The following is a 21605-nucleotide window of genomic DNA, read 5'->3' on the forward strand; positions in this document are numbered from 1 at the left end:
ATAACTAAAGGTTAACTGCTGCGGCTGTATCAAGAGCGATGAGCTTGGCAGCCGGACATGCCGTTAGCAGTGCATCCCTGGTATGCTCCTGGCAAGTGAAGAACAAAATTTGGCGTTCTCCCGACAGCTCTGCCACCAGATCTGCCGCAGCCTTGAGCCGGTTGCCGTCGAAATTGACGAAGAGATCATCAAGCAGCAATGGAAGCTTGAGGCTCGGCGAGGATTCCTTCGCAAGCGCTAGCCGCATAGACAGGTAGAGCTGCTCCGCTGTCCCGCGGCTTAAGAAGCCGCTATCGAGCACGCTGTTCTCCCTGTCTTCAACCCGTATGCCTGAGCGGTTCGGATCGGCGCTCACTCTAAGGTACCGGCCTTCCGTCAGCTTGCTCATGTAATGAGAGGCATGGCGCAGGACGATCGGCTGCTTCTCCTTCTCGTAGATGCGCTTCGTACTTTCAATCAGCGATTGGCTCACGGACAATACCGCATAACGCTCCATATCCGCATCAAGCCCTGCCAGAAGCATCTCCCGCTCGGCTGCCAGACGCTGGCGCTCGCCCTCCTGCAACAGCTGCTCCATGACCGCGCCCAAGGCGCCTTTACGCTCCAGCAGCTCCTGATACTCGAGGTTTAAGGCAGCTTCCTCATCTCGCAGCTCCTCTATACGAGAGGACAACATCTCTTCATCGGCATGCCGCAAAAGCTGCTCCACCTCATTCCAATCGCCCTCCGTAAGACCGGCTGTCAGCTCAAGGTACAGCCTATTCCTCTCAGCTTCCAGACTCCTCCACAGACGAAGATGCTCCAGCGCAGCGGCATATTCCGCTTCCTGCGAAAGCCCCGCTTCACTGACCGCAGCGCCCATATCTTGTGCAATAGCCGCAAGCTTGCTCTCTTCATCCGCCAGTTCCAGGCTCAGCTCCCTTAGCCGCACTTCCAAGTGGAGGCTTTCCTTTCGGATTTCGGCATGCCTCCTGCACTCGGCCAGCAGCGCTTGCAAGCCATACGCCGAATCTTGATGCAGCAGGCGCTCGGCAGCCTCGACGCCCTCGCATAGCTGTGACGCTTTGCGCTCATAGCGAGTCAGCTCCTTACTTGCTTCATCCCTGCGAAGCGTCAAGCGGTCATAACGCTTCAACTGCTCAAGCGCAGACTCGGCAAGATCGAGCGCTTCCAGCGCCGCAGAAGGCGACATGGATTGCTGAAGCGACCGCTCAGTCAGCCATTCTCGCCACTGTCTCGTGAATTCTGCCGACTGTCGCTTAAGAAAGTCCGCCGCAGCCTGTCGCTCGCTGGCAGATTCGCGTTGGCGCTCCAAACGGCTCACCGCCTCGTCATGCCTCATGCGCCACAATTCATATTCGCCGATAGCTTCGACCCTCGCTTGCACTTCTTGCCGAATCATCGAACGAAGCATGCTCCCGGAATCTCTTGAAGCATTGTGGCGAAATTGCTCCAGAAGCTCCTCAGAGCGTTCCCCTGCATCTTTCATCATGCTCCCGAGCGCCTCGCGCACCCGGTGCTCGCCTTGCGGAATCGAGCCGCGGCCTCTGCCGCCACCTAATGATCGAGACCTTGGGTCCGCAGCTCCGCCTCTTGCCCGCGAGCTGATCCAAAAGCCGATGGAAATTCCGCCGGCTCCAACAGCTGCCGCTGCGCCAAGCATCGATGCTTCGCCCAGCCATCCGAGCGCAGCGGCCCCGCCAAGCGCCACTGCGGCTGTCGCCGCAATGATTGCTCCAGCCATCCCTTTGCCGGAAGACACTTGCCGTGTCCCCCTCGTGCCTGATTGCGCTCCGGCTCCGGCTTCGGCTCCAAGCTCAATCTCCCATTCTCGCAGCGCATCGTCAAGCTCGTTCCAGGCTGCCATCAAGCTGCTCTTGGAGTCCGGACTGAGCGTGAATCGGCCCTGCGCGCTGCCTTGAAGCGTCTCCTTCGCCCGCTGCAGCCGCGTCCTGGCTTCATCCAGCTGAGAGCCAAGCTCTCTCTCCTGCAAGCGCAGAGCCTCAAGCTCAGATGCCAGACGCTCTTCTTGACGGAGCAGCGCTTGCGCCCGCTCCTGCATGCTGCGCGCGTAATCGCGCTCCCCGATCGTGACATGCAATTCGCGCAGCTGGCGTTCCGTCCACTCCGGCGAGATGCTCATGACCAATCCGCCGATTGACTCATCCAGCACGCCCAGCTCGCTATCCCACTCCGATACTTGATCCTTCAGTGAATGCATGCGCTCAGCGGATTGAAGCGCCGCTTCCGCATCTGCCATTCTGGCGATCAAGCCTGCATCATAACTCAGCTCTGCCAGCAGACGCTCCGTTCTCCCTGCTTCCTGCCTCAGCGCATCCCGCTTCGCTTCAATCTCCTGGCGCCTCCGCAGCCATTCCTGCCAAGCCTGCTCGGCACCCAGCGGAAACGATTCCGCATAACGATACTGCTCCGCCTCGGCGGCTGCCTGACACATGCGCAGCCAAGCCGGTCTGGATGCAAGCGCCTTCTGCGAATACCGGAGCCGCAGCTGCAGCTGCGGCAGCCGATCGACTATAGCCTCCAGAGACTTAACAGCAGCTTCCTCATGCTGCTTGCACTGATTGTAGCCTTCAATATTGTCGTTAAGCCTTCTCCATTCCGCTTCAAGCTGCTCCAGCCTCCGCAGATTGGCATTCACGCGTTGGTTGGTCCCTTTGGGCTTGAACAGCTGCTCCAGCTCCTGGCTGATTTCCTTCTCGGCAGCCGCAACTGCGCCGCCGCTCTCCCAGCCTGCCTGATAGAGATGGCGGCCCAGCTCCGCGCCAGACAAAATACCCACTTCCTGCAGCTCTGTCAGTGTTATAGCATACAACCCGCGGAACAGCCGCTCTTGAACGCCGCCCAAATAACCGGTTTCCCACTCACGCTGCTCCAGCAGCCTCTCTTCCAGGCTTGCATGCTCGAGCACCGCCCCATGAGTATTGCCCGCCTTGCGCAGCCTTGGCTTGCCGCCCGCTTCATCCGCATGACGCAGCACATAATAGGATTGGCCTTCTTCTCCTTGGAAGAGAAGCCTTCCGCCATGCCGCACGCCATACACCGGTTCAGCACGAAGAGCGGGCTGGGAACGCCTTGCAAATCCGTACAGCATCGTTCGCACGAAACCGAACAGCGTGCTTTTGCCCGCTTCATTTGGTCCATAAATGACGATAACCGGCGCATCCAAGTCCAGGCGCCGGTTATGAAATCTTCCGTATCCTTCTATGTAAGCTTCTTGCAGCCTCATACCGCTACCTCCTGCATGGCCGATTGGGCATTACATTCGCTGTGTCTTTAAGCTCGGCGATTCCGGTCGCCGTCTTCTGCCATCAACTCTAAAGTCAGTTCCATTGCCTGCTGCAGCCATTCCTTCGGCAGCGTATCCCATTTCTCGCGGCCAAGCCGGTTCAGCTTGGGATGTAGAGCCATATCCGCTATCGCACCTTCAGCGAGTTCTCGCCACTGGGCCTCGTTATGCCGGAGATTGGCGCCCAGCCGGAACAGCTCCCCGGCAAAGCTGTCTTCGTCCTGCAGAAGCTCCCAATTCATCGGAGACGTTGTCGTCGATGACAGATCATAGATATATGTCCATGGACCGCTGAACGACTGAGGCCGGCTCTCCTGCAGCTGTTCAAGCCATGCCGCAAGCGAGGCCGGCTGACTCACCAGCCGATGAAGCTCCCCGCTGCCTGTCATCCGCAGCCGCAGCATCAGTGAAGAACCACTTTCCTTCTCTTCACATTTCTCTATTCGCCGCTCTAACAATCGAAGCAGCTCCCGCTCCGAAGCTATACCTTCAATCGATACGTCTGCCTCCAGCCATCGCACCTCATCGAGCGGCACAAACCGCATTTCGACGCCGCCCGACTGCGCTACATCCACTACATAACAGCCTTTGGCTCCGGTCTCCTTCGGGTTGCGCCCTTGAAGATTGCCCGAATACGCAATATGCGGGTATTCATGAAGCACCTCGCGCTTGTGAATATGTCCGAGCGCCCAATAATCAAAGCCGCTGCCAACAAGCTGCTCCAGCGTACATGGCGCATACGGATCGTGTGCGCCATTGCTTCCCACATTGCCGTGAAGCAATGCGATATGGAAAGGCGCCTCCGCCACTGTCTTGTAGGATAGGGCCAGATTGCGCGTCTCGGCGCGCTCCCCGTATGACATGCCGTACACATATGCGGCCAGCTCGCCGCTTCTCCGGTAAGCAGGTACACCTGAGGGCTTATCTGCGCCAAATATATGCACATTCGGCGGAAGGTCAATCTGCGCACGCTTGCCGCCCAAGTGATCGTGATTGCCATGTATGGCATAGACCGGGATTCCCTCTGTCGCCAGCCGCCTCCACTCCTGAAGCAGAGCCAGCTGCGCGCGCAAAGAACGGTCGGCTTCGTCGAATAGATCGCCGGCGATCACCATAAAATCCACCTTCTCCGCTATCGCCAGTTCCGTCAGCTTCCTCAGCGCGGCGAACGTCGATTCGGACAGCCCTTTCCTCACCGCCTCCGGTGCCTTGGACAGCCCTTTGAACGGGCTGTCCAGATGCAGGTCGGCTGCGTGGATGAACCGAAATGACACACTCATGCCCTCACCAGCCTTTTCAACTCTAAATCGCAATAATGATATGAATGTTATAAACCCTCAGCAAACCTGTAAAAAACAGGGTGCTACTCTGGTTTAGCTCCAGTGTTCACTTCGTTGTACACTTTCTTCAGCTGAGAAATAACGCGCTGCAGCGAATAGGCTTTTTTCGCCTTGTCCCAGCCAGTTCGGGCCAAATTATAGCGATACGTCGGATCGACGATCACTTTCTCCAGCGCTTCGGCAAGCGCGCCCGGATCTTCAGGCGGCACGAGCAAGCCGTTCACGCCGTCCTCGATCTGCTCCGCAATCCCCCCGACATTCGTGCCTACAAGGGCCAGCCAGCATAACGCCGCTTCGGCAAATACAGAGCCGAACGCCTCTGCTCGCGACGGCAATACGAACACGTCAAAAAACGGCATGAACTCCTCCGGATGAAGCATGTACCCGTAGAAGATAATGTCATCGTACAGATCAAGCTGCTGGGCAAGCAGCTCCAGCTCTTCGCGAATTGGACCGTCGCCGATAATATGAAGCACGAAAGGGCAGCCCCTTCGCTTCAGCTCCGCGCAGGCATGCAGCAGCACGTCAAGGCCTTTTGCGGGAACAAGGCGGCATACGGTAATCAGCTGCGTCACTTCATTCTCATGGGCGATAGGCTTGAACCGCTTCTCGTCAAAGCCGTTCGGAATGACCTTGATGCGCTCGGGATGATCAATATAAGGAGCGAGATAAGAGCGGAACGACTCCGACGCTGTCATCAGCTTGTCAGCCTTGAACTCCAGCTCCCGATAGATTGAGGTGAGGAACCGGTGCTCCACGCTCCCCTCCTGGATTTTCCCGTTCAGCATCAGCTCACGCTCATAGCTGGAATGAAGCGTCATGACTAGAGGCGTATCAGGGAACAAGTCCTTCATGACCATCGCAGCGATCGGATGATGCGCGTGAATAATATCGTAGGGCTTCTGGATGCGCATCCGTGTCCACCATACGTAATCTTTATAAGTCTGGATATATTTATCTACGAGCGGATTGCCGATATAAGGGGTATGGTCAAAAGTCCGGAACTTGACCTCTTCCTGGCCTTTGTTCCTGACGCGCTTCGGAAGGGAGAACAATTCCATTCCCCAGCCAAGCTTAAGGAATCTCTCTTGAATGTAAGGGACCATGGACGATACGCCGCCGGGCTGTTCCGGCGGAAAAAACAATGCTTGCAGTATATTCATTTGTCCAGCTCCTGATAGGTTCTAAAGCGGTAATCGCTTCGAATGCTCGTTAACTTCCGGCTTCAACATCTACTGAAATATGATATAATAGAACGTATGTTTCTGTAAAGTTTGCTACTTATCCTACAATATTGGTGGTCGGACGATGACAATCATGCAATGGCTGACAGGCCCGAACGGACAATTATTTTCATCTTCATCGGTAATCGTCATTTTGATACTGATGCTATTCATGTCTATCAAGCTATACGTAAGCTACCGCAACAAACATACATACAGGCTGCTTATCACAGCCATCTCGCTTAGCATAATTAGACAAGGCGCGCTCGTTGCGCTGGCGTTTCCCGGCTGGAATCTCTCGCCGTGGCTCTACCTGCTGTCGGATGTGCTGCATATCGTTTCCTTTATTATTATAAACTTTGTGTTCATGAAATTGTATACTTACCGGTCCGCGCAGCTTCGAATTGTCCCTTTTGCGATCATGTCGCTTGTAACGGCAGGACTGGCAGCCGTACAAGTGGCCATCCAGCCGTTCGAAGGCATGGACAGGTTAGCCGGCGACTTCGCTTTCCCGATGCTTGATGTGTACAGCATTGTCGTTACTCTTATTATATTGCTGGCAACGCGAAGCGCCGACATGAACGGCAAATATTATTCGAGTCTTGTTGTCTTCTTCATTTACGAGCTGGCGCGAGTCGCGGATGCTTATGTCTTCAGCGGTTCCCAGACGTGGCTGCTCCTGCTGGCGATGCTGATGCCGATTCTCTATTTCTCGCTTCTGTTCATGCTGTTGTTCGAGTGGGTCATCGATCGGCTGATGTCGACTTATCAATCTTCGATCGTCGACGGCTTGACGGGCTTGTACAATCGCCGCCATTTCAGCTCCAAAGCGGATGGCTTGCTGGCGAGCAGCAAATCGGCGGCAGTCATCTTCTGCGATATCGATAACTTCAAGAAGCTGAACGATACGCAAGGCCATCACAAGGCGGACGGGGTGCTGAAGCGCGTCGCCGAGATTATTAAGGAAGAAGCAAGCGGCATCGGCGCTGCCGGCCGTTACGGAGGCGAGGAGCTGCTGGCCTGCATCAGCACGGACCGCGTCAAGCCGGAGATCGTCGCAGAGTCGATCCGCAGGCGCGTTGAGGAAGAGACCATGGTCACAATCAGCGTCGGGTTCAGCACGACGAAGGACTCCAGCAGCGTTCAGGAGCTGGTCAAGCTGGCCGACGAGGCCATGTACTATTCCAAGACCAACGGCAAAAACCGCGTCACCGCCTATAAATCCATTCCCGCCGCCAAGAGGGGAATGAGCGTATAACGAACAAGGGAAGCATCCGCATGTTATCATGCAGACACTTCCCTTTTTGTTTGAACGCCTGGGGATGGATGCGTAACGGTGGATATGTGTATTGACCTTTGTACGACTCCGTTGCGCTGCGGCTTGTTTAATCTAGCGGTTTGGCAACATCTTGATTGATGTGTGAAGCGTCTTGCGAGAATCCAGCTACTCGGGAGATTGGCTAGGGCTCTGTAAGCCGTGAAACACGGCTTGCTGCTACACAGAGAGCGCACCTCAGGCTCCTTAAAGCCGTGAACGTGGTTTACTGCTACTATCACAAGCTTCTTTCCGCGCGCTAAGCCGAGTTTCTCGGACTGCAGCACTCCCGCCAGTTACTTTCCTGCGAGCTAAGCCGAGTTTCTCGGACTGCAGCACTCCCGCCAGTTACTTTCCACGCGCTAAGCCGAGTTTCTCGGACTGCAGTACTCCCGCCAGCTACTTTCCCGCGCGCTAAGCCGAGTTTCTCGGACTGCAGCACTCCCGCCAGTTACCTTCCACGCGCTAAGCCGAGTTTCTCGGGCTGCAGCACTCCCGCCAGTTACTTTCCACGCGCTAAGCCGAGTTTCTCGGCCTGCAGCACTCCCGCCAGTTACTTTCCACGCGCTAAGCCGAGTTTCTCGGACTGCAGCACTCCCACCAGTTACTTTCCACGTTCTAAGCCGAGTTTCTCGGACTGCAGCACTCCCGCCAGTTACTTTCCACGCTCTAAGCCGAGTTTCTCGGGGTGCAGGGCTCCCGCCAGTTACTTTCTGCGCGCTAAGCCGAGTTTCTCGGTCTGCAGCACTCCCGCCAGCTACTTTCCCGCGCGCTAAGCCGAGTTTCTCGGGGTGCAGGGCTCCCGCCAGTTACTTTCTTAGCGCTAAGCCGAGTTACTCGGACTGCAGCACTCCCGCCAGTTACTTTCCACGCGCTAAGCCGAGTTTCTCCGCTTGAATCTGCAATGCCACCCTGCTCGGACACGCTAAGTCATGAATCACAGCCAGCAACCGCTGCATCTAATTAGTTGTCTCACTCTGCTCTGCCAGCCGCTCAATCCGCCAGCTCGCCGCGGAGCACTCTGACGGCTTGTCCGGACAGCAGCACACGGTCGCCTCTCATTTGTACACGGACGCAGCCGCCTCGTTCGGAGGCTTGGTAGCCGATCAGGTCGTCACGGCGGAGCCGTTTGCTCCAGTAAGGTGCCAGCGCACAATGAGCCGAACCCGTTACCGGATCTTCGTTGACGCCGATCCCCGGGAAAAATGCGCGCGATACAAAATGATAGCTCGCTCCCTCAGCCCTCTTATCCGCTGCGCTTGTCACGATTACGCCTCTGGTCTGCATCGATCTCAGCAGCTGAAAATCCGGCTGAAGCGATCTTACCGTAGCCTCGCTATCCACCTCGACCAAATAATCCATCCGGTTGCGGCCGACATAGCGCGGAATAAGTCCCAGCGCTTCAATCAGCTCTTTCGGCGCATTCACAGGCTGTACCGGTTCAGCAGGAAAGTCCATATTCGCCCACTCCCCGTCCCGTTCCACCGTCAAAACACCGCTTTTCGTATGAAAGACCGCTTTCTCGGTCTCTGCCAGCTTTCCTGAGTCCCACAAGGTATGAGCTGCCGCAAGCGTCGCATGTCCGCATAAGTCTACCTCCGCCTTCGGCGTGAACCAACGCAGCGTGTAACCCTCTTCTCCCGGCCATACAAACGCCGTCTCCGACAGATTCATCTCAGCCGCAATCTCCTGCATGCGCGAATCGGATATTATCTCCTCCAATAAACAAACTGCAGCCGGATTTCCTTTAAAGCGTTCAGATGAAAATGCATCTATAATATGCAACGCCGCACCCATATTGCGACCTCCTCTTTAATAGACATTAATCGAAACAACCTTCATGCGACGCCGCCCCTCGCGATGGGAGATTCGCGAGGGGCGGCTAAGCAACCGGTTAGACAGCCGTCAGCCCCAATAGATGGCCCAACCAACAGCCGCATCAAAGGCATCACTCGCATCTCTCAGCGCGCAGTGCTTCTCTGCTTGACGGGGCTCGACCATCACTTCCGCACCTGAGCTTCCATATAACTTAAAATCCCGTATCCCCGTCGAAGCATCATTCTAAGGTAATGCATTTACAAAAAAAAGAACCTGCTCTCGCAAGCTCTTTGTATCGTTAGTCCTTAAGCGGAATCAGAAGCTCGACAGGCTCCTCCTCCCAATGCTGCTCGTCGATATAGAACAGCTCCAAGGAGACGGCTTGGTCGTCCTTCTGCAGCTCCTTCTCGTTCATCCAGGCATGCAGTTGCTCATAGCCTTCGCCGATCCGTTTGTTGGAGCTGGCGACCATCGCGTAGCGATGGGCAGGGATCGTAATCTGCACCATGCCTTCCGGCACTTCATCCATATGATGAACCTCGTTGCAGGCCCAATACGTAGCAAATGCTTCATTCCCGAAGTAAGGGCTGTACAGCACAGTCGACTTCACATTATCGTTCAATTCATGCTTTCTGGCAAGAAACTCGGTCTGCAGCCGGATCGCCTCATCCGGGAAGGATGAATACGGACCGCAATAACTGATTCCAACGAGTTGCAAAGCAGGCTTGATGACAATCGAGCAGTTTTCCACGCTTTGTTCCTCCTTAATGTTTTGTCGAACAAAACCGGTATCGAAGGCATTGGCTGGCAACCGGCAGCTCTTCATCAGCAATACGATACCGTAGGATGAGCTTGCACAACGTTAGTGTAGCATGAATTCCCATTTAAAGGATAGTTTTTTCGAAAATAATCGTTTGTAGCCTTTGTGAACAGCTCCAATAGTTTAATCGCATTCCAGCCGCTTCATAAAATCTTCGACCGCGCTATAACCCTGCTGCTTCAAATACCAGTTGTTCGCTGCCGCTTCGATCAGGCCCGCCACATCGCGTCCCGGCTGCAGCTGAATCTCGAAGTGAGGGATCTGAACGCCCATATATTCTACAAAGCTAGGCTCCAAATCCAGATCATTGTTCAGATCGTTCTCGCGCCAACGCGTCAGCTCGATATCTAGCGTGATGCGCGTCTCGTCCTGGAACGCCTTCCGGCCGTACAAGCGGACAACATTCACCAGCCCTACGCTTCGCAGCGCAAGAAATTCCTTCGACTTCTCGTTATGGCTGCCCAGCAGCGTCTGAGAGCTCAGCTTCTTGAGCACGACAATATCGTCGGCGACCAGCCGGTGCCCGCGCCGGATGAGCGTGTGAGCGGTCTCGCTCTTGCCTACGCCGGATTTGCCGCGCAGCAGGATGCCGATGCCCGATACGTTCAGACAGACACCGTGAACGGCAATCTCCGGCGCCAAGCCTTTCAGCAGATAAGCATCCAGCATGCCTACGAATGCAGCGGTTGGCTCCTGCGTCCTCAGCAGCGGAATGCCTTCCTCCACACAATGCTTCGTCAGGTATTTCAGCCCTTCCTGGCCAGCGGTTACGATGAAGCACGGCGGATGATACTTGACGATGTTGCCAATATGGAAATTGCGCTCATCCTCCGTTAGACGGTGAAGATACGTAATTTCTTTTTTGCCCAATATTTGCACATGCTCCTGCGGGAAGAAATCAAAATAACCCATAAACTCCAGGCCCGGCCGATAAGCGCGGGCTTTCAATATTTTTCGGTCCAGATGCTCGGAGCCTACGAGCACCTCCAGGTTAAGGCGGCTTGCCAGTTCCCTTACTGCAATAGACTTCATGATCCCCGATCCCCCCATTTTCGACCATTGCCGCATCATATCGATAGGAATAACTTCTCCAGCACACATTTCCTCTTCTATTACCAGCTTACTAGAGAACCTTCTATCTTGCAAAAATCGCCCCCGCCTTGCCATCAGGCATAGTCAGGAGCGATCCTATATGATTCTATGAGTCAAGCTTTCGAATTAGAAGTTAAAGACAAAATCATCGTCGTTCAGCGGCTCGACGTGAATCGTGCGAACGTAGCCGTTGCCCTTCTTGGAGAAGAAGTCATGCTGCTTCGTATGTGTGCTGATGCCATTGAATACGATCGGGTTGACCGGCTCCTCCGGGAAATGCGGCTCCATGCCAAGGTTCATGAGCGCTTTGTTCGCATTGTAGCGGACGTAAGCCTTCACTTCCTCTTCCAGGCCAAGCGTGCCATACAGATCGTCCGTGTAGATCACTTCGTTCTCGTACAGCACGTTCAGAAGTGCATACACTTCAGCTTGCAACGAAGCTTGCTCTTCAGGCGTGAACGTCGCGAACAGCTCTTGAGCGAGCACGCCGACATACAGGCCGTGGATGCTCTCGTCGCGCAGGATCAAGTCGATGATCTCGCCGCTGCTTGTCATTTTGCCTTGACCAGCCAGATACAGCGGATAGAAAAAGCCGCTGTAGAACAAGTAGCTCTCCAGGAATACGGATGCCGCCATCGCCTTGTACAGCTCTTGCGGGCCCGTAATGTTCGTGTACCAGGAAGCGATCAGATTCGCTTTCTTCTGCAGCTGAGGGTTGTCCTCCACCCACTTGAAGATCGCGTCGATCTCTTCGCCGGAAGCCAGCGTCGTGAAGATGCTGCTGTAGGACTTGGCGTGGATTTGCTCCATCATGGACATGAAGGAAAGCACAGCCTTGCGCTGCAAGCCGTCCACATGCTCCAGAATTTTCGGCATGCCGACGCCGCCTTGTATCGTATCAAGCAAGGTCAGGCCGCCGAGCACGTTTTTGTACAGCGTGCGCTCGTCGTCCGTCATTTGCATCCAGTCCATTTTATCATCGGATAACGGAATTTCTTCGTCCGTCCAAAATTGCATGACATTCTGCTGCCAGAACGTTAGCGTGAAATCATCGTCCGGGCGATTCCAGTTAACTGCTTTCATAGTAGGCATGCTCCTTCTTTGCTACATAATCTATAGTACATTCATCAGCCGGATTAAACGGCGCAGCTTGTGCATTCTTCGACAGACAGGCGCTTCGTCCGCGTGTAGTACAGCGACTTAAGGCCCTTCTGAGCGGCATAGACGTAGAAACGCGCAAGTTCGCGAGTCGTTACGTTGCTGTTCACGTGCAGAACGCTGGAGATGCCTTGGTCGATATGCTGTCCGATCTCGGCGATCAGATCGATCAGCTTGAACTGATTGATGTTGTACGCCGATTTGTAGTAGAAGAAATTATCCTGCGACAGGTAAGGCATCGGGTAATACGTTGTCGAGTTGGCGTATGTGCGCGTCTCGATATGCTCGACGATCGGCATTACGCTGGATGTCGCGTTCTGGATATAGGAAATGCTTTGCGTAGGCGCAATGGCCAGACGGTATGCATGGTACAAGCCGTGCTGCTGTACTTTGTCCTTCAGCTCTGCCCAATCCTCTGGGGATGGGATGTAGATGCCCTCGAACAATTCTTGCACGCGTGCTGTCTTCGGACGGTAGTCCGTCTCCATGTAGCGCGTGAAGTACGTGCCCTTCGCATATTCGGAACGGTCGAAGTTTTTGAACGTCTCGCCGCGTTCCTTCGCAATCTCCATGCTCTTCTCCAGGGAGTAGAAGTTCATCATCATGAAGAACGCGCTCGCGAAGTCTTTTGCCTCGTCGCTTTCGTAAGCGATTTTGTTCTTCGCCAGGTAGCCGTTCAGGTTCATCGCGCCAAGGCCGACGGAGTGAAGCTCCTCGTTCGCTTTGCGCACGCCCGGCGCGTTGTCGATCTTCGACAGGTCGCTGACCGTCGTCAAAGCTTCGATGCCCACATGAACGGATTCCTTGACTTTGCCGCGCTCCATTACGTTGACTATATTGAGAGACGCCAGGTTGCAGCTGATGTCGCGGCGAATAACGTCGTCGAAGCCGTAGTCGTTGATTTCGGACGTTTCTTGCAATTGGAAGATTTCTGTACAAAGGTTGGACATCTTGATGGAGCCGATATCCTTCAGCGCATGCACGCTGTTCGCATTGGATTTGTTCATAATGTACGGATAACCGGATTCCAGCTGAATGGAAGCAATCTTCGTCAGCATGTCGCGCGCGTTCATAACCGTTTTCTTCGTTACCAGGTCGTTCGCAAGCAATTCCTCGTACATCTCATCCATGTCCATGTCGTCCAGATGCTGGCCATATGCCTTCTGTACCGAATAAGGTCCGAATACAACCAGAGGACGGTTCTGTGCAGCCAGCTCATAGAATTTGTTCGGAATGATCAGGCCGATAGACAGCGTCTTGATGCGGGATTTCTCGTCCGCGTTAATTTTTTTGCAATCCAGGAACTCGATGATATCCCAGCCGAAAATGTTGTAGTAGCCTGCTCCGGAGCCTTTGCGCTGGCCCATTTGGTCCGCGTAGGAGAATGCGTCCTCCATCAGCTTCAGCACCGGCATGATGCCCTTCGCCGCGCCCTCTACGCCTTTGATCGGCTCGCCGCGTCCGCGCAGCTTGGACAGGTTGACAGCTACGCCGCCGCCGATTTTGGACAGCTGCATGCATGTCCCAAGCACATAGTTAATGGAGTTGAGAGAATCGTCCATCTCCAGCAGGAAGCACGATACCATCTCGCCGCGGCGGCTCTTGCCCGCATTCAGGAATGTCGGCGTTGCCGGCTGCAGACGCTGTTCAATCATCGCTTCCGCGATGCGAAGCGCACGGTCTGCATCACCTTCGCCCAGGCTCAGCGCCACGATCGCTACGCGATCCGCGTATTGCTCCAGATATTGAGCTTTGTTGTTCGTCTTCATCGCGTAGTCCTTGTAGAACTTGGACGCCGCCATATACGATTGGAACTCGAAGCCGCTGTTCGCCGTCAGGTTGAATACAGCCTCTACTTGCTCATATGTATACTTCTCGAAAACGTTATCATAGTAGTCGTTCTCGATCAGGTAGTCCAGCTTCTCCCGCAAGGAAGGGAATTTCACGCTTTTCTCTTCCACTTCCGCCATGAACGCCTTCACCGCTTCTTTGTCTTTCTCCAGCTGGTAGAAGCCGTCCGCTCCGCGCTGCATCAATTCATTGTTTAATTCAATATGCTTCAATTGCCTGCACCCTTTCGACAAATTGTAACGTATCTTGACTCGTTCCCGATAATTCAAACTTCAAAATGACAGGTACATCATACTTCTGAGAAATGGTGTCCGCGCTCTTCGCGAAGCCCGGTCCCCAATTGCGATTGCCGCTTGCGGATACCCCGCGCAGCATATTGTGGTTCGTCGCAAGGAAGGAATTGACCTTCTCCGGCACTTGACCGAACCCGGTTGTATAAGTGACCAGCACGAACGGCTCGTCCACTTGTCTTTGCTCGTCAATCGGTACTGCACGCATATTCAGTTTGTTGATGAAACGTTTGACATTGCCTGTTTTGGAATCATAGACAACTAGCACCGCGCTCCCGCTCCCTTACTGAATTTCAGCAATCAAAAAGCGCTTCTGACCGCCGCTTAGCGGGCAGACGCGCTTCGATACAATATACTAGTGCTAGATGTTGAAAACCGCTATATGCATCAACATCTAGTTGCTGTTTTTGATTTTACATCAAGATATAGGTCCCGTCAATGAAAATTATGGAGAAACTATTAATCCTTTTTTGAAAGCTTTTTTAGACGCACTCGACTATTTTAACAGATACAGCTATGATGGGATAGTGACATTTTATAGCTATCTTGGAGGTACCCATGGAGAACAAATTATTACCGGAGGAAGCACGCCTGGAGCTTCAGCAATTGCTCCGTGAAGCCGGCCGCGAGGGGTCGGGACTGCTGGCCTACCTGTCCGATTTGGAGGCGAAATGCAAGCGGCTGGAGGACGAGAACCGGAAGTTCAGAGATGCTGCCGCGCGAAGAGCGTCGTCTGCCGCGTCGATGAACAGCCGTCTCAAGGATGCGCTGAGAGAGTAGCCGCAACAGCTTACCGGATAGCCACAGCTCTATTCTGCACAATTATCAATCTGTCGAATTATGGCGAATTTTCTTTGTGTTTTATAATAGAAGAAAGAAGGCGCGTTTCGGCCTCAAATCTCCTTCTTCGACAGCCTCCGGCAAGACGCAGACCCAAGGTCATGGGACTATGCTTATGATGCGCCATACGGCTGCATATGCGCTCCGGGAGCTGCCCCTCACTCATAGTGGCTGCGCAAGACGCAACGCATTGCAGAGGGAGCGGAGCGCCTTAGAAACTTCGATCATGCACGATGACAGCTGCATATACAACAAAGCCCCCGCCGCGTCGCCGCGCCGGGGGCTTTGTTATCTTTATTTGATTGCCGCAAAAAACAATCGCTCCGAACGGTCATCGGCAGGTTTCAGTTCGAAGTCCGCATAACGGTCCACCGTCTGAAATCCTGCTCGCCGCAGCGCCTCTACTACCCACTCCGGGTCATAAGCGCGCTGCCGGTGCGTCTCCTCGAAGCGGTAGAAGGAGGCATCCCTGTCGCGGGCGAAGATAGTGAGATGATGCTCGATCTGGCAGCGGGATTCCTGGAAGTCGCAAGTCCAGATATACGCAATGTCACGCTCGTCGAGAACGAACGGCTGCTCCTCCGCATAACGGATGAATTGCTTGGGCGGATGCATATCGAACAGGAACGTCCCGCCAGGCTTCAGCGCAGCGAAGGTGGATCGGAATGCCGCCTCCACATCCGCTTCCTCCGTCAAGTAATTCAGACAGTCGCAGAAAGAGATGACGGAGTCTACAGGCTCTGCCATCTCCCAGCGGCGCATATCCTGCTGCAGCCAGCGGATCGTGCCTGTACGGGGCCGTATCGCCTGCTGAGGCGTCTCCTCCCACTTGCTGCGGGCGACGGACAGCATATCGGCCGACAGATCGATGCCGTACACATGGAAGCCGGAGCGAGCCAGCGGAATAGACAAGCTGCCCGTGCCGCAGCCCAGATCGACGACAGAAGCCGGCATGCCGTAGCGCGACCAGCTAGCCCGGGCGAATCCCAGCCATTCGGCGTAGGGCATATCCTCCATCAGCTGGTCGTACACGAGCGCGAATTGCCCGTACGATTGGCTCACTTCTTCTCCACTCCCTCTGCTTCCGCGGAGGAATCGCCAGCGGAGGCCAGATATGTCCAGCTGCCCTTCTGCGTAACCAGACCTTCCTTCATCAGCTTGCCAATCGCCCGCTTGAATGCGGATTTGCTAATGCCGAACCGCTGCTTGATCGTCTCCGCCTCTGTCTGGTCGGAGTACGGCATGCCGCCGCCCGGACGCTCCTTCAGGAATGCCAGGAGGCGGTCGGCGTCCTCTACCCGTCCCACTTCCTTGCGTTCGGTCATGGACAGGTTGACGCGTCCATCCTCACGGATGAATGTGACGCGAGCTCTCACTCGTTCACCGAGCCGAAGAGCTCTCGTGCGATCAGGGCTTGGGATCAGCCCATAGACGCCGAAGCCGACGACTCCGCCGTCCACAATGACGAACGAACCCATCTGAAGCGTCTTGGTCACCCAGCCCTCCACCCATGTATTGCGCCATGAGTCAGGCGCATGGAACACAAGCGGGGACAGCTCTTCCTCAAAGGCAATCTTGGCAACCAGCCTGCCAATCTTGTCATGCTTCATGACCACGAATACCTCGTCTCCCGGCAGCGGACGGTAATTGATGCCCTCAGGCAGCTCCGACAGCGGCAGCAGCAGATGGCGGCTCAGCCCCATCTCCAGGAAGCAGCCCAGCTTGGGATGCACATCCACCACCCGCAGGCGGGCCAGCTCGTCCAATTGGAGAAGCGGCTTCTTCATCGTAGCGGCCAGGCGGTCTTCGGAATCGTAATAGATAAATACGTCTACCGGGAAGCCAACCTTAGGCTTGTGGCCGACCAGCTCCGTATAGTGGAGCAGCACCTCCGACTCCCCGTCGGTCAGGAAGAAGCCGTATGGAGATACTTCTCGCGATATTTTAAGTGAATAGGTCTGACCGGCAACAAGGCTCATGCGAATTCCACAACCTTAGCGTCGGACCATAATCTCTCGATATTGTAATATTCGCGCTCTTCGCGATGGAAGATATGCACGATTACGTCCCCCAGGTCGATCAGCACCCATCTTGCAGAGTCCATGCCTTCCAGGCCGCGAATGCGGGCGCCGGCGAGATCCGCCTGCTTCCGCACCTCGGTCGCAATGGCTTGCACCTGCGTGTCCGAGTTGCCGCTGCAGATGATGAAATAATCCGCAACTAGGGAAATATCCTTCAAATCCAGAGCAATGACGTCGATCGCCTTTTTATCTTCAACGGCTGTCACCGCTATTTTCATCAATTCATGAGATTGTACTGCCATCATATTCCTCCTTTTTCTATTGCGCTTGCAGTTCTTCAATAAGCCCGTTCCGGGCTTCAAGCGTCATCGGATAAATCCGCTTGCCCTTGGCGATCAGAAATCCGATAGTTCCGTCCAGACCTGCCAGCACCGCTTTCTCCAGATGCTCCTCGGCGAGCGCCCGGATGGTGTCGACACCCGGGAAATCTCGTCCCGGCTCGATATAATCCGCCAGCCAGACGATTTTCTCCAGCTTGGTCATGCCTCTGCGCCCAGAAGTATGGTAGCGGATCGCAGCAAGCACCCCGGCGTCCGTCACGCCGAACTCATGCTCCGCGACCCAGGCCCCGACTTCCGCATGCCACAGCTCCTTGTCATAGCCCAAAACCTCATGGTGCAACCCGTAGTCCCGAATGGCATTGCCTTGGCGCTCGATCGGCCAGAATTTGGCCACGTCATGAATAATCGCGGCAAGCTCCGCTCGCTGCGGATCTTCGCCATACCGCTTGGCAAGCGCGATTGCGGTCATCATGACCCCTTCGGTATGGCGCCAGCGGCGCTCCGGCATCTCAGCGCGGACCCGCTCAATGATGAGTTGTCGATCCATACATTCCATGCCTCCTTATATAGTCGCACACAGGATCAGGCACAAGATAACGGATCGACTTCCCCGCGAGCAGCCGCTCGCGAATCAGAGTTGACGAGATCCCGATCTGCGGCATGCGGGCCATCTGCACCGACGCCTGCAAATACGGCGGAAGCGAATCCGTCATCGGCTTCTCGCCCGGACGCTCCAGGCCGATAAAGCCGGCCATCGCCGCAAGCTCACCGATACGATGCCACTTCGGCAGATCGTTGATGCGGTCGGAGCCAATGATGTATGAGAAGGAACAGTCCGGATGCTGTGCCTGCAGCTGCTTCACCGTATCGTAGGAGTAGCTGGTCCCGCCGCGCCTGATCTCGAGATCAAGAGCGCGGAACCGGTACTCTCCCTCTACAGCGAGTCGCGTCATCGCCAAGCGGTCCTCGGCCGGTGTAGAGGGAGCCGCATCCTTCAGGGGCGGGTCTGCCGTCGGTATGAACCATACTTCATCCAGTCCGCCCTGCTCAAGCGCTGTCTCGGCGGCAAGGAGATGACCGATGTGGATCGGATCGAATGTTCCGCCCATGATGCCAATTTTCCTCATGGCCGTACCTCCTCCGAATCATAGCTTGCCCCAGCCATGCGAATTTTTGCCAACTCGCGGCTGCTGCTCTTAAGCTCTTGGAAGCTCTATCTTTTTGTGGTCCTTAGACTCCTTGTACAACACAATCGTTTTGCCGATCACTTGGACAAGCTCTGCGCCTGCCGCAGCAGCAACTTCGGCTCCGATTTCCTTCGGATCATCGAGGCAATTGTTCAGGACCGACACTTTGATCAGCTCTCTTGTCTCGATCGCTTCCTCGATATGGCGAACCAGATGATCGTTGGTGCCGCCCTTCCCTACCTGAAAGATCGGTTGTAGATGATGCGCTTGCGAGCGCAAATAACGTTTTTGTTTGCCAGTCAGCATAATGGTATCCTTCTTTCGTCTGCATCAATCTTGCTATAATATCTATTCTTATTGTGCTATAAAGCCGCACGAGCCCTCACTGAAGCGCAGCCAGAACTTCTTCCCGCATCGCCGCAACCGGCGCAGGCTGGCCTGTCCAATATTCGAACGCATAGGCACCTTGATAAATAAACATGCCCAGCCCGCCATGCGCCGTGCAGCCATGCTGCTCCGCGTCGCGCAGAAACCGGGTCTTCAGCGGATTGTAGATCAAATCGCTTGCTACAGCGCCCGGCTTCAGCCAATGGCCAGGCACGGGGGATTCGTCCACTTGCGGGAACATGCCGACCGAGGTCGTATTGATTACAATATCGGCATCCCCGCACAGCTCCTCCAGACGGTCATTGGAGGAAGCGCCCAGCTTCGTGCCGTCAGCCCTCAGAGAAGCCGCCAGCTCTTCTGCACGCTGAACCGTACGATTCGTTATGGTAATCGCAGCAGGCCTCTCTTGCAATAAGGCATATACAATACCGCGTGAAGCGCCGCCGGCACCGATGACAACAATCCGCTTGCCTTCAATCGACGGAGCCGCTTCTTCCTTCAAGGACCGCACATACCCGATCCCGTCTGTATTGTAGCCGATAAGCCGGCCGTTTTCGTTCACGATGGTGTTCACAGCGCCGATCGCTCTGGCGCCCTCATGAATCTCGTCCAGCAGCTCCATCACTTGCAGCTTATGAGGAATCGTCACATTGACCCCCCGAATTCCCATTGCCCGTACGCCGCGAATGAAGTCTCCCAGCTTGTCATCCGTAATGTGAAAGGCCGCGTAAGCGCCATTGACGCCCCGCTCCCGAAATGCCCGGTTCATCATAATCGGCGACTTCGAATGGCGAATCGGATCGCCGATTACGCCGTACAGCACAGTGTGGCTGTCAATGCCTTGTCTTGCGATATGCTCTGTCATGGCGGCTCCCCTCCTAAGGCGCTTGCATTAAATCATGGAATCGCGCAGCATGACCTTAACGCCCTTCGGTGCGTAAATATCAATCAGCGCGCCTCGGCCTCCGTTCGCCTGAATCCAGCCAAGACCGGAGATAAAGATGTCCTGCCGCTCGCCCTGACGGACCTTGAGCGAATGGCGGGTCCACTCCGGAATCGTCTCCAGCTCCGCCGTCGTAGGCGTGCCGAGCAGCTCGCCTTTATGGTTGTCGTACAGATCGTCGGCGCGGTCGAGCTTCGTCCGATGCACATTAAGCGCGTTCGATAGATAAAGCGTAAACGATTGGCGCTCTCCCTCGACAAAGTCGAAGCGGACGATGCTTCCGATGAACAGCGTCTGCTGTTCGTTAAGTTGATACACAAGCGGCTTGATCGGCTTGTCCGGCATAAGCGTGCCTAGGAAGCTCCGCGGCACAACCTCGGTCATCCGGCTCGTATAGACGATGCCCGGCGTATCGATAATGGCCTTGCCGTCCTCCAGCGGAATATGCACCGCATCCAGCGTCGTCCCCGGATAACGGGATGTCGTCAGCTCGCGCTCCATATCGCTGTAATCGCTGATCAAGCGGTTGATCAGCGTCGACTTGCCGACATTGGTCGCGCCGACCACATAGACGTCGCGTCCGTTGCGGTAACGGTCAAGCGATTCAATCACATGGTCGAAGCCCATATTGCGCTTGGCGCTGCACAGCACCACATCGACCGTTCGAAGCCCTTGCGCCTTCGCCTGCTTCTGAACCCAGTTGCGAACACGGTTCATATTCATGCCCTTCGGCAGCAGGTCGATCTTGTTCACGACAAGCAGCACCGGATTGTTGCCCACGAACCGCTGCAAGCCCGATATAAGGCTTCCTTCAAAATCGTACAGGTCGACGATATGCACAACAAGGCTGTCCGTCTCCCCGATTCCCCCCAGCAAGCGCAGGAAGTCGTCTTGATTAATCGCTACCGATGAAGCTTCATTATAATGCTTGATACGGAAGCATCTCTGACAGATGACGGGCTCCTTCGCAATTGCCGCCTCCGGAATGTAGCCTGCTTGTTCCGGACTTTCGGACTGCAAGCGCACGCCGCAGCCTGCGCAGGATAATTCCGTATGTTCTCTAAGCTGCCGTTCCATTACTTCGTTCCCTCCTCATACCACATGCCGCGCTTTCTAAGCCGTGCCAGCGCGATCCGCTCCAGTCCCCTGTTTACCTTCGTCATTACGCCTTCGTCGGCCGGCGAGATCGGTGCAACCAGAATGGTGTACAGCCCCATCCGGTTGCCGCCGAGCACATCGGTCATCATCTGATCGCCAATCATCACGGTCTGATCCGGTTTAAGGCCCAGAATGGCAAGCGCCTTGCGGAAGGCGCCCTGCGTCGGCTTCCTCGCGGCGTGAAGGAACGGAATATCGAGCGGGGCAGCGAATTGCCCGACTCTCGTCTCATTATTGTTGGACACGATGACGACCTTGAAGCCGGCCTCACGCACCTTGTCCAGCCATATGACAAGCTCTGGCGTCGCAAGAGGCTCCTTGGCGCCGACGAGCGTATTATCCAAATCTGTAATAATGCCGCGCACACCTTGGGCGTGCAGCACATTCAAATCAATATCGTATACTGAATGAACGCGCATATTCGGCAGCAATCTCTCGAACATAAGCGATATCCCTCTGCTTTCTGCCTGCTATCTTACGAAACTATACCATATAAACGGAATTTGTTGCAAAG

At 55.1% G+C, this 21605-nt stretch carries 20 protein-coding genes; 2 read left to right on the plus strand and 18 right to left on the minus strand.

Features of this window, described 5'->3' with window-relative positions; genetic code table 11:
* Positions 1 to 4: 4 nt before the first annotated feature.
* The 3 genes from D3P09_RS04300 to D3P09_RS04310 form a co-directional block, all read right to left on the minus strand.
* Positions 5 to 3247 carry an AAA family ATPase gene (locus D3P09_RS04300; protein WP_120107493.1) on the minus strand — a complete coding sequence of 1081 codons (3243 nt, stop codon included), beginning with the start codon at positions 3245 to 3247 and terminating at the stop codon, positions 5 to 7.
* Between the two features lie 47 nt (positions 3248 to 3294).
* A complete protein-coding gene (locus tag D3P09_RS04305; RefSeq protein ID WP_120107495.1) occupies positions 3295 to 4587 on the minus strand; it encodes a metallophosphoesterase family protein in 1293 nt (430 codons plus the stop codon).
* 83 nt (positions 4588 to 4670) lie between these two features.
* Positions 4671 to 5810, minus strand: coding sequence for a glycosyltransferase family 4 protein (locus D3P09_RS04310; RefSeq protein ID WP_120107497.1), 1140 nt, complete (start codon positions 5808 to 5810; stop codon positions 4671 to 4673).
* Positions 5811 to 5955: 145 nt separating this feature from the next.
* Between D3P09_RS04310 and D3P09_RS04315 the strand changes: the two genes are divergently transcribed.
* Positions 5956 to 7128: a GGDEF domain-containing protein gene (locus D3P09_RS04315; RefSeq protein WP_120107498.1), complete on the plus strand. Its 1173-nt coding sequence runs from the start codon at positions 5956 to 5958 to the stop codon at positions 7126 to 7128.
* Positions 7129 to 8178: 1050 nt separating this feature from the next.
* Here D3P09_RS04315 and D3P09_RS04320 read toward each other — a convergent pair.
* The 6 genes from D3P09_RS04320 to nrdI form a co-directional block, all read right to left on the minus strand.
* Positions 8179 to 8982 carry a PhzF family phenazine biosynthesis protein gene (locus D3P09_RS04320; RefSeq protein ID WP_120107500.1) on the minus strand — a complete coding sequence of 268 codons (804 nt, stop codon included), beginning with the start codon at positions 8980 to 8982 and terminating at the stop codon, positions 8179 to 8181.
* 319 nt (positions 8983 to 9301) lie between these two features.
* The gene (locus D3P09_RS04325) at positions 9302 to 9754 is read right to left on the minus strand and encodes a GyrI-like domain-containing protein (protein WP_120107502.1); all 453 of its coding nucleotides are present in this window, start codon (positions 9752 to 9754) and stop codon (positions 9302 to 9304) included.
* Between the two features lie 192 nt (positions 9755 to 9946).
* A complete protein-coding gene (gene hprK / locus D3P09_RS04330) occupies positions 9947 to 10855 on the minus strand; it encodes an HPr(Ser) kinase/phosphatase (RefSeq protein ID WP_120107503.1) in 909 nt (302 codons plus the stop codon).
* Positions 10856 to 11041: 186 nt separating this feature from the next.
* Positions 11042 to 11998: a class 1b ribonucleoside-diphosphate reductase subunit beta gene (gene nrdF, locus D3P09_RS04335; protein WP_120107505.1), complete on the minus strand. Its 957-nt coding sequence runs from the start codon at positions 11996 to 11998 to the stop codon at positions 11042 to 11044.
* A gap of 53 nt (positions 11999 to 12051) precedes the next feature.
* On the minus strand, positions 12052 to 14136 hold the full coding sequence (gene nrdE / locus D3P09_RS04340; protein ID WP_120107507.1) for a class 1b ribonucleoside-diphosphate reductase subunit alpha: 2085 nt from the start codon (positions 14134 to 14136) through the stop codon (positions 12052 to 12054).
* Positions 14123 to 14482 carry a class Ib ribonucleoside-diphosphate reductase assembly flavoprotein NrdI gene (nrdI, locus tag D3P09_RS04345; RefSeq protein WP_120107508.1) on the minus strand — a complete coding sequence of 120 codons (360 nt, stop codon included), beginning with the start codon at positions 14480 to 14482 and terminating at the stop codon, positions 14123 to 14125. The genes nrdE and nrdI overlap by 14 nt, the downstream gene beginning before the upstream one ends.
* 290 nt (positions 14483 to 14772) lie before the next feature.
* Here nrdI and D3P09_RS04350 point away from each other — a divergent pair, with 290 nt between their 5' ends.
* Positions 14773 to 14994: a hypothetical protein gene (locus D3P09_RS04350; RefSeq protein ID WP_120107510.1), complete on the plus strand. Its 222-nt coding sequence runs from the start codon at positions 14773 to 14775 to the stop codon at positions 14992 to 14994.
* 354 nt (positions 14995 to 15348) lie between these two features.
* Here the strand turns inward: D3P09_RS04350 and D3P09_RS04355 are convergent, their stop codons facing one another.
* From D3P09_RS04355 to D3P09_RS04395, 9 genes are all read right to left on the minus strand, one after another.
* The gene (locus D3P09_RS04355) at positions 15349 to 16071 is read right to left on the minus strand and encodes a class I SAM-dependent DNA methyltransferase (protein ID WP_120108506.1); all 723 of its coding nucleotides are present in this window, start codon (positions 16069 to 16071) and stop codon (positions 15349 to 15351) included.
* 41 nt (positions 16072 to 16112) lie between these two features.
* The gene (locus tag D3P09_RS04360) at positions 16113 to 17033 is read right to left on the minus strand and encodes a CvfB family protein (RefSeq protein WP_120107511.1); all 921 of its coding nucleotides are present in this window, start codon (positions 17031 to 17033) and stop codon (positions 16113 to 16115) included.
* Complete coding sequence (gene rsfS, locus D3P09_RS04365) at positions 17030 to 17377, minus strand: ribosome silencing factor (protein WP_120107513.1); 348 nt, start codon at positions 17375 to 17377, stop codon at positions 17030 to 17032. Before rsfS ends, D3P09_RS04360 begins: the two co-directional genes overlap by 4 nt.
* Positions 17378 to 17393: 16 nt before the next feature.
* Positions 17394 to 17963, minus strand: a complete 570-nt coding sequence (gene yqeK / locus D3P09_RS04370) for a bis(5'-nucleosyl)-tetraphosphatase (symmetrical) YqeK (RefSeq protein WP_120107515.1) — start codon at positions 17961 to 17963, stop codon at positions 17394 to 17396.
* Positions 17941 to 18543 carry a nicotinate-nucleotide adenylyltransferase gene (gene nadD / locus D3P09_RS04375; protein ID WP_120107517.1) on the minus strand — a complete coding sequence of 201 codons (603 nt, stop codon included), beginning with the start codon at positions 18541 to 18543 and terminating at the stop codon, positions 17941 to 17943. Before nadD ends, yqeK begins: the two co-directional genes overlap by 23 nt.
* A 69-nt stretch (positions 18544 to 18612) precedes the next feature.
* The gene (gene yhbY, locus D3P09_RS04380; RefSeq protein ID WP_119798389.1) at positions 18613 to 18909 is read right to left on the minus strand and encodes a ribosome assembly RNA-binding protein YhbY; all 297 of its coding nucleotides are present in this window, start codon (positions 18907 to 18909) and stop codon (positions 18613 to 18615) included.
* A gap of 76 nt (positions 18910 to 18985) precedes the next feature.
* Complete coding sequence (locus D3P09_RS04385; protein ID WP_120107519.1) at positions 18986 to 19855, minus strand: shikimate dehydrogenase; 870 nt, start codon at positions 19853 to 19855, stop codon at positions 18986 to 18988.
* A gap of 27 nt (positions 19856 to 19882) precedes the next feature.
* Positions 19883 to 21010, minus strand: a complete 1128-nt coding sequence (yqeH, locus tag D3P09_RS04390) for a ribosome biogenesis GTPase YqeH (protein ID WP_120107520.1) — start codon at positions 21008 to 21010, stop codon at positions 19883 to 19885.
* Positions 21010 to 21534 (minus strand): YqeG family HAD IIIA-type phosphatase, encoded by a 525-nt coding sequence (locus D3P09_RS04395; protein ID WP_120107522.1) that lies wholly within the window; start codon positions 21532 to 21534, stop codon positions 21010 to 21012. The genes yqeH and D3P09_RS04395 overlap by 1 nt, the downstream gene beginning before the upstream one ends.
* Positions 21535 to 21605: the final 71 nt, after the last annotated feature.

The sequence above is a fragment of the Paenibacillus pinisoli genome (genome assembly GCF_003605435.1).
Classification (GTDB): Bacteria; Bacillota; Bacilli; order Paenibacillales; family Paenibacillaceae; genus Pristimantibacillus; species Pristimantibacillus pinisoli.

What these genes read in the sequence shown, in the direction of transcription:
- D3P09_RS04300 (WP_120107493.1), bottom strand. Translation starts at nt 3,247, where the DNA reads ATGAGGCTGCAAGAAGCTTACATAGAAGGATACGGAAGATTTCATAAC.
- D3P09_RS04305 (WP_120107495.1), bottom strand. Translation starts at nt 4,587, where the DNA reads ATGAGTGTGTCATTTCGGTTCATCCACGCAGCCGACCTGCATCTGGAC.
- D3P09_RS04310 (WP_120107497.1), bottom strand. Translation starts at nt 5,810, where the DNA reads ATGAATATACTGCAAGCATTGTTTTTTCCGCCGGAACAGCCCGGCGGC.
- D3P09_RS04315 (WP_120107498.1), top strand. Translation starts at nt 5,956, where the DNA reads ATGACAATCATGCAATGGCTGACAGGCCCGAACGGACAATTATTTTCA.
- D3P09_RS04320 (WP_120107500.1), bottom strand. Translation starts at nt 8,982, where the DNA reads ATGGGTGCGGCGTTGCATATTATAGATGCATTTTCATCTGAACGCTTT.
- hprK (WP_120107503.1), bottom strand. Translation starts at nt 10,855, where the DNA reads ATGAAGTCTATTGCAGTAAGGGAACTGGCAAGCCGCCTTAACCTGGAG.
- nrdF (WP_120107505.1), bottom strand. Translation starts at nt 11,998, where the DNA reads ATGAAAGCAGTTAACTGGAATCGCCCGGACGATGATTTCACGCTAACG.
- D3P09_RS04350 (WP_120107510.1), top strand. Translation starts at nt 14,773, where the DNA reads ATGGAGAACAAATTATTACCGGAGGAAGCACGCCTGGAGCTTCAGCAA.
- D3P09_RS04355 (WP_120108506.1), bottom strand. Translation starts at nt 16,071, where the DNA reads ATGGAGGATATGCCCTACGCCGAATGGCTGGGATTCGCCCGGGCTAGC.
- D3P09_RS04360 (WP_120107511.1), bottom strand. Translation starts at nt 17,033, where the DNA reads ATGAGCCTTGTTGCCGGTCAGACCTATTCACTTAAAATATCGCGAGAA.
- rsfS (WP_120107513.1), bottom strand. Translation starts at nt 17,377, where the DNA reads ATGGCAGTACAATCTCATGAATTGATGAAAATAGCGGTGACAGCCGTT.
- yqeK (WP_120107515.1), bottom strand. Translation starts at nt 17,963, where the DNA reads ATGGATCGACAACTCATCATTGAGCGGGTCCGCGCTGAGATGCCGGAG.
- nadD (WP_120107517.1), bottom strand. Translation starts at nt 18,543, where the DNA reads ATGAGGAAAATTGGCATCATGGGCGGAACATTCGATCCGATCCACATC.
- yhbY (WP_119798389.1), bottom strand. Translation starts at nt 18,909, where the DNA reads ATGCTGACTGGCAAACAAAAACGTTATTTGCGCTCGCAAGCGCATCAT.
- D3P09_RS04385 (WP_120107519.1), bottom strand. Translation starts at nt 19,855, where the DNA reads ATGACAGAGCATATCGCAAGACAAGGCATTGACAGCCACACTGTGCTG.
- yqeH (WP_120107520.1), bottom strand. Translation starts at nt 21,010, where the DNA reads ATGGAACGGCAGCTTAGAGAACATACGGAATTATCCTGCGCAGGCTGC.
- D3P09_RS04395 (WP_120107522.1), bottom strand. Translation starts at nt 21,534, where the DNA reads ATGTTCGAGAGATTGCTGCCGAATATGCGCGTTCATTCAGTATACGAT.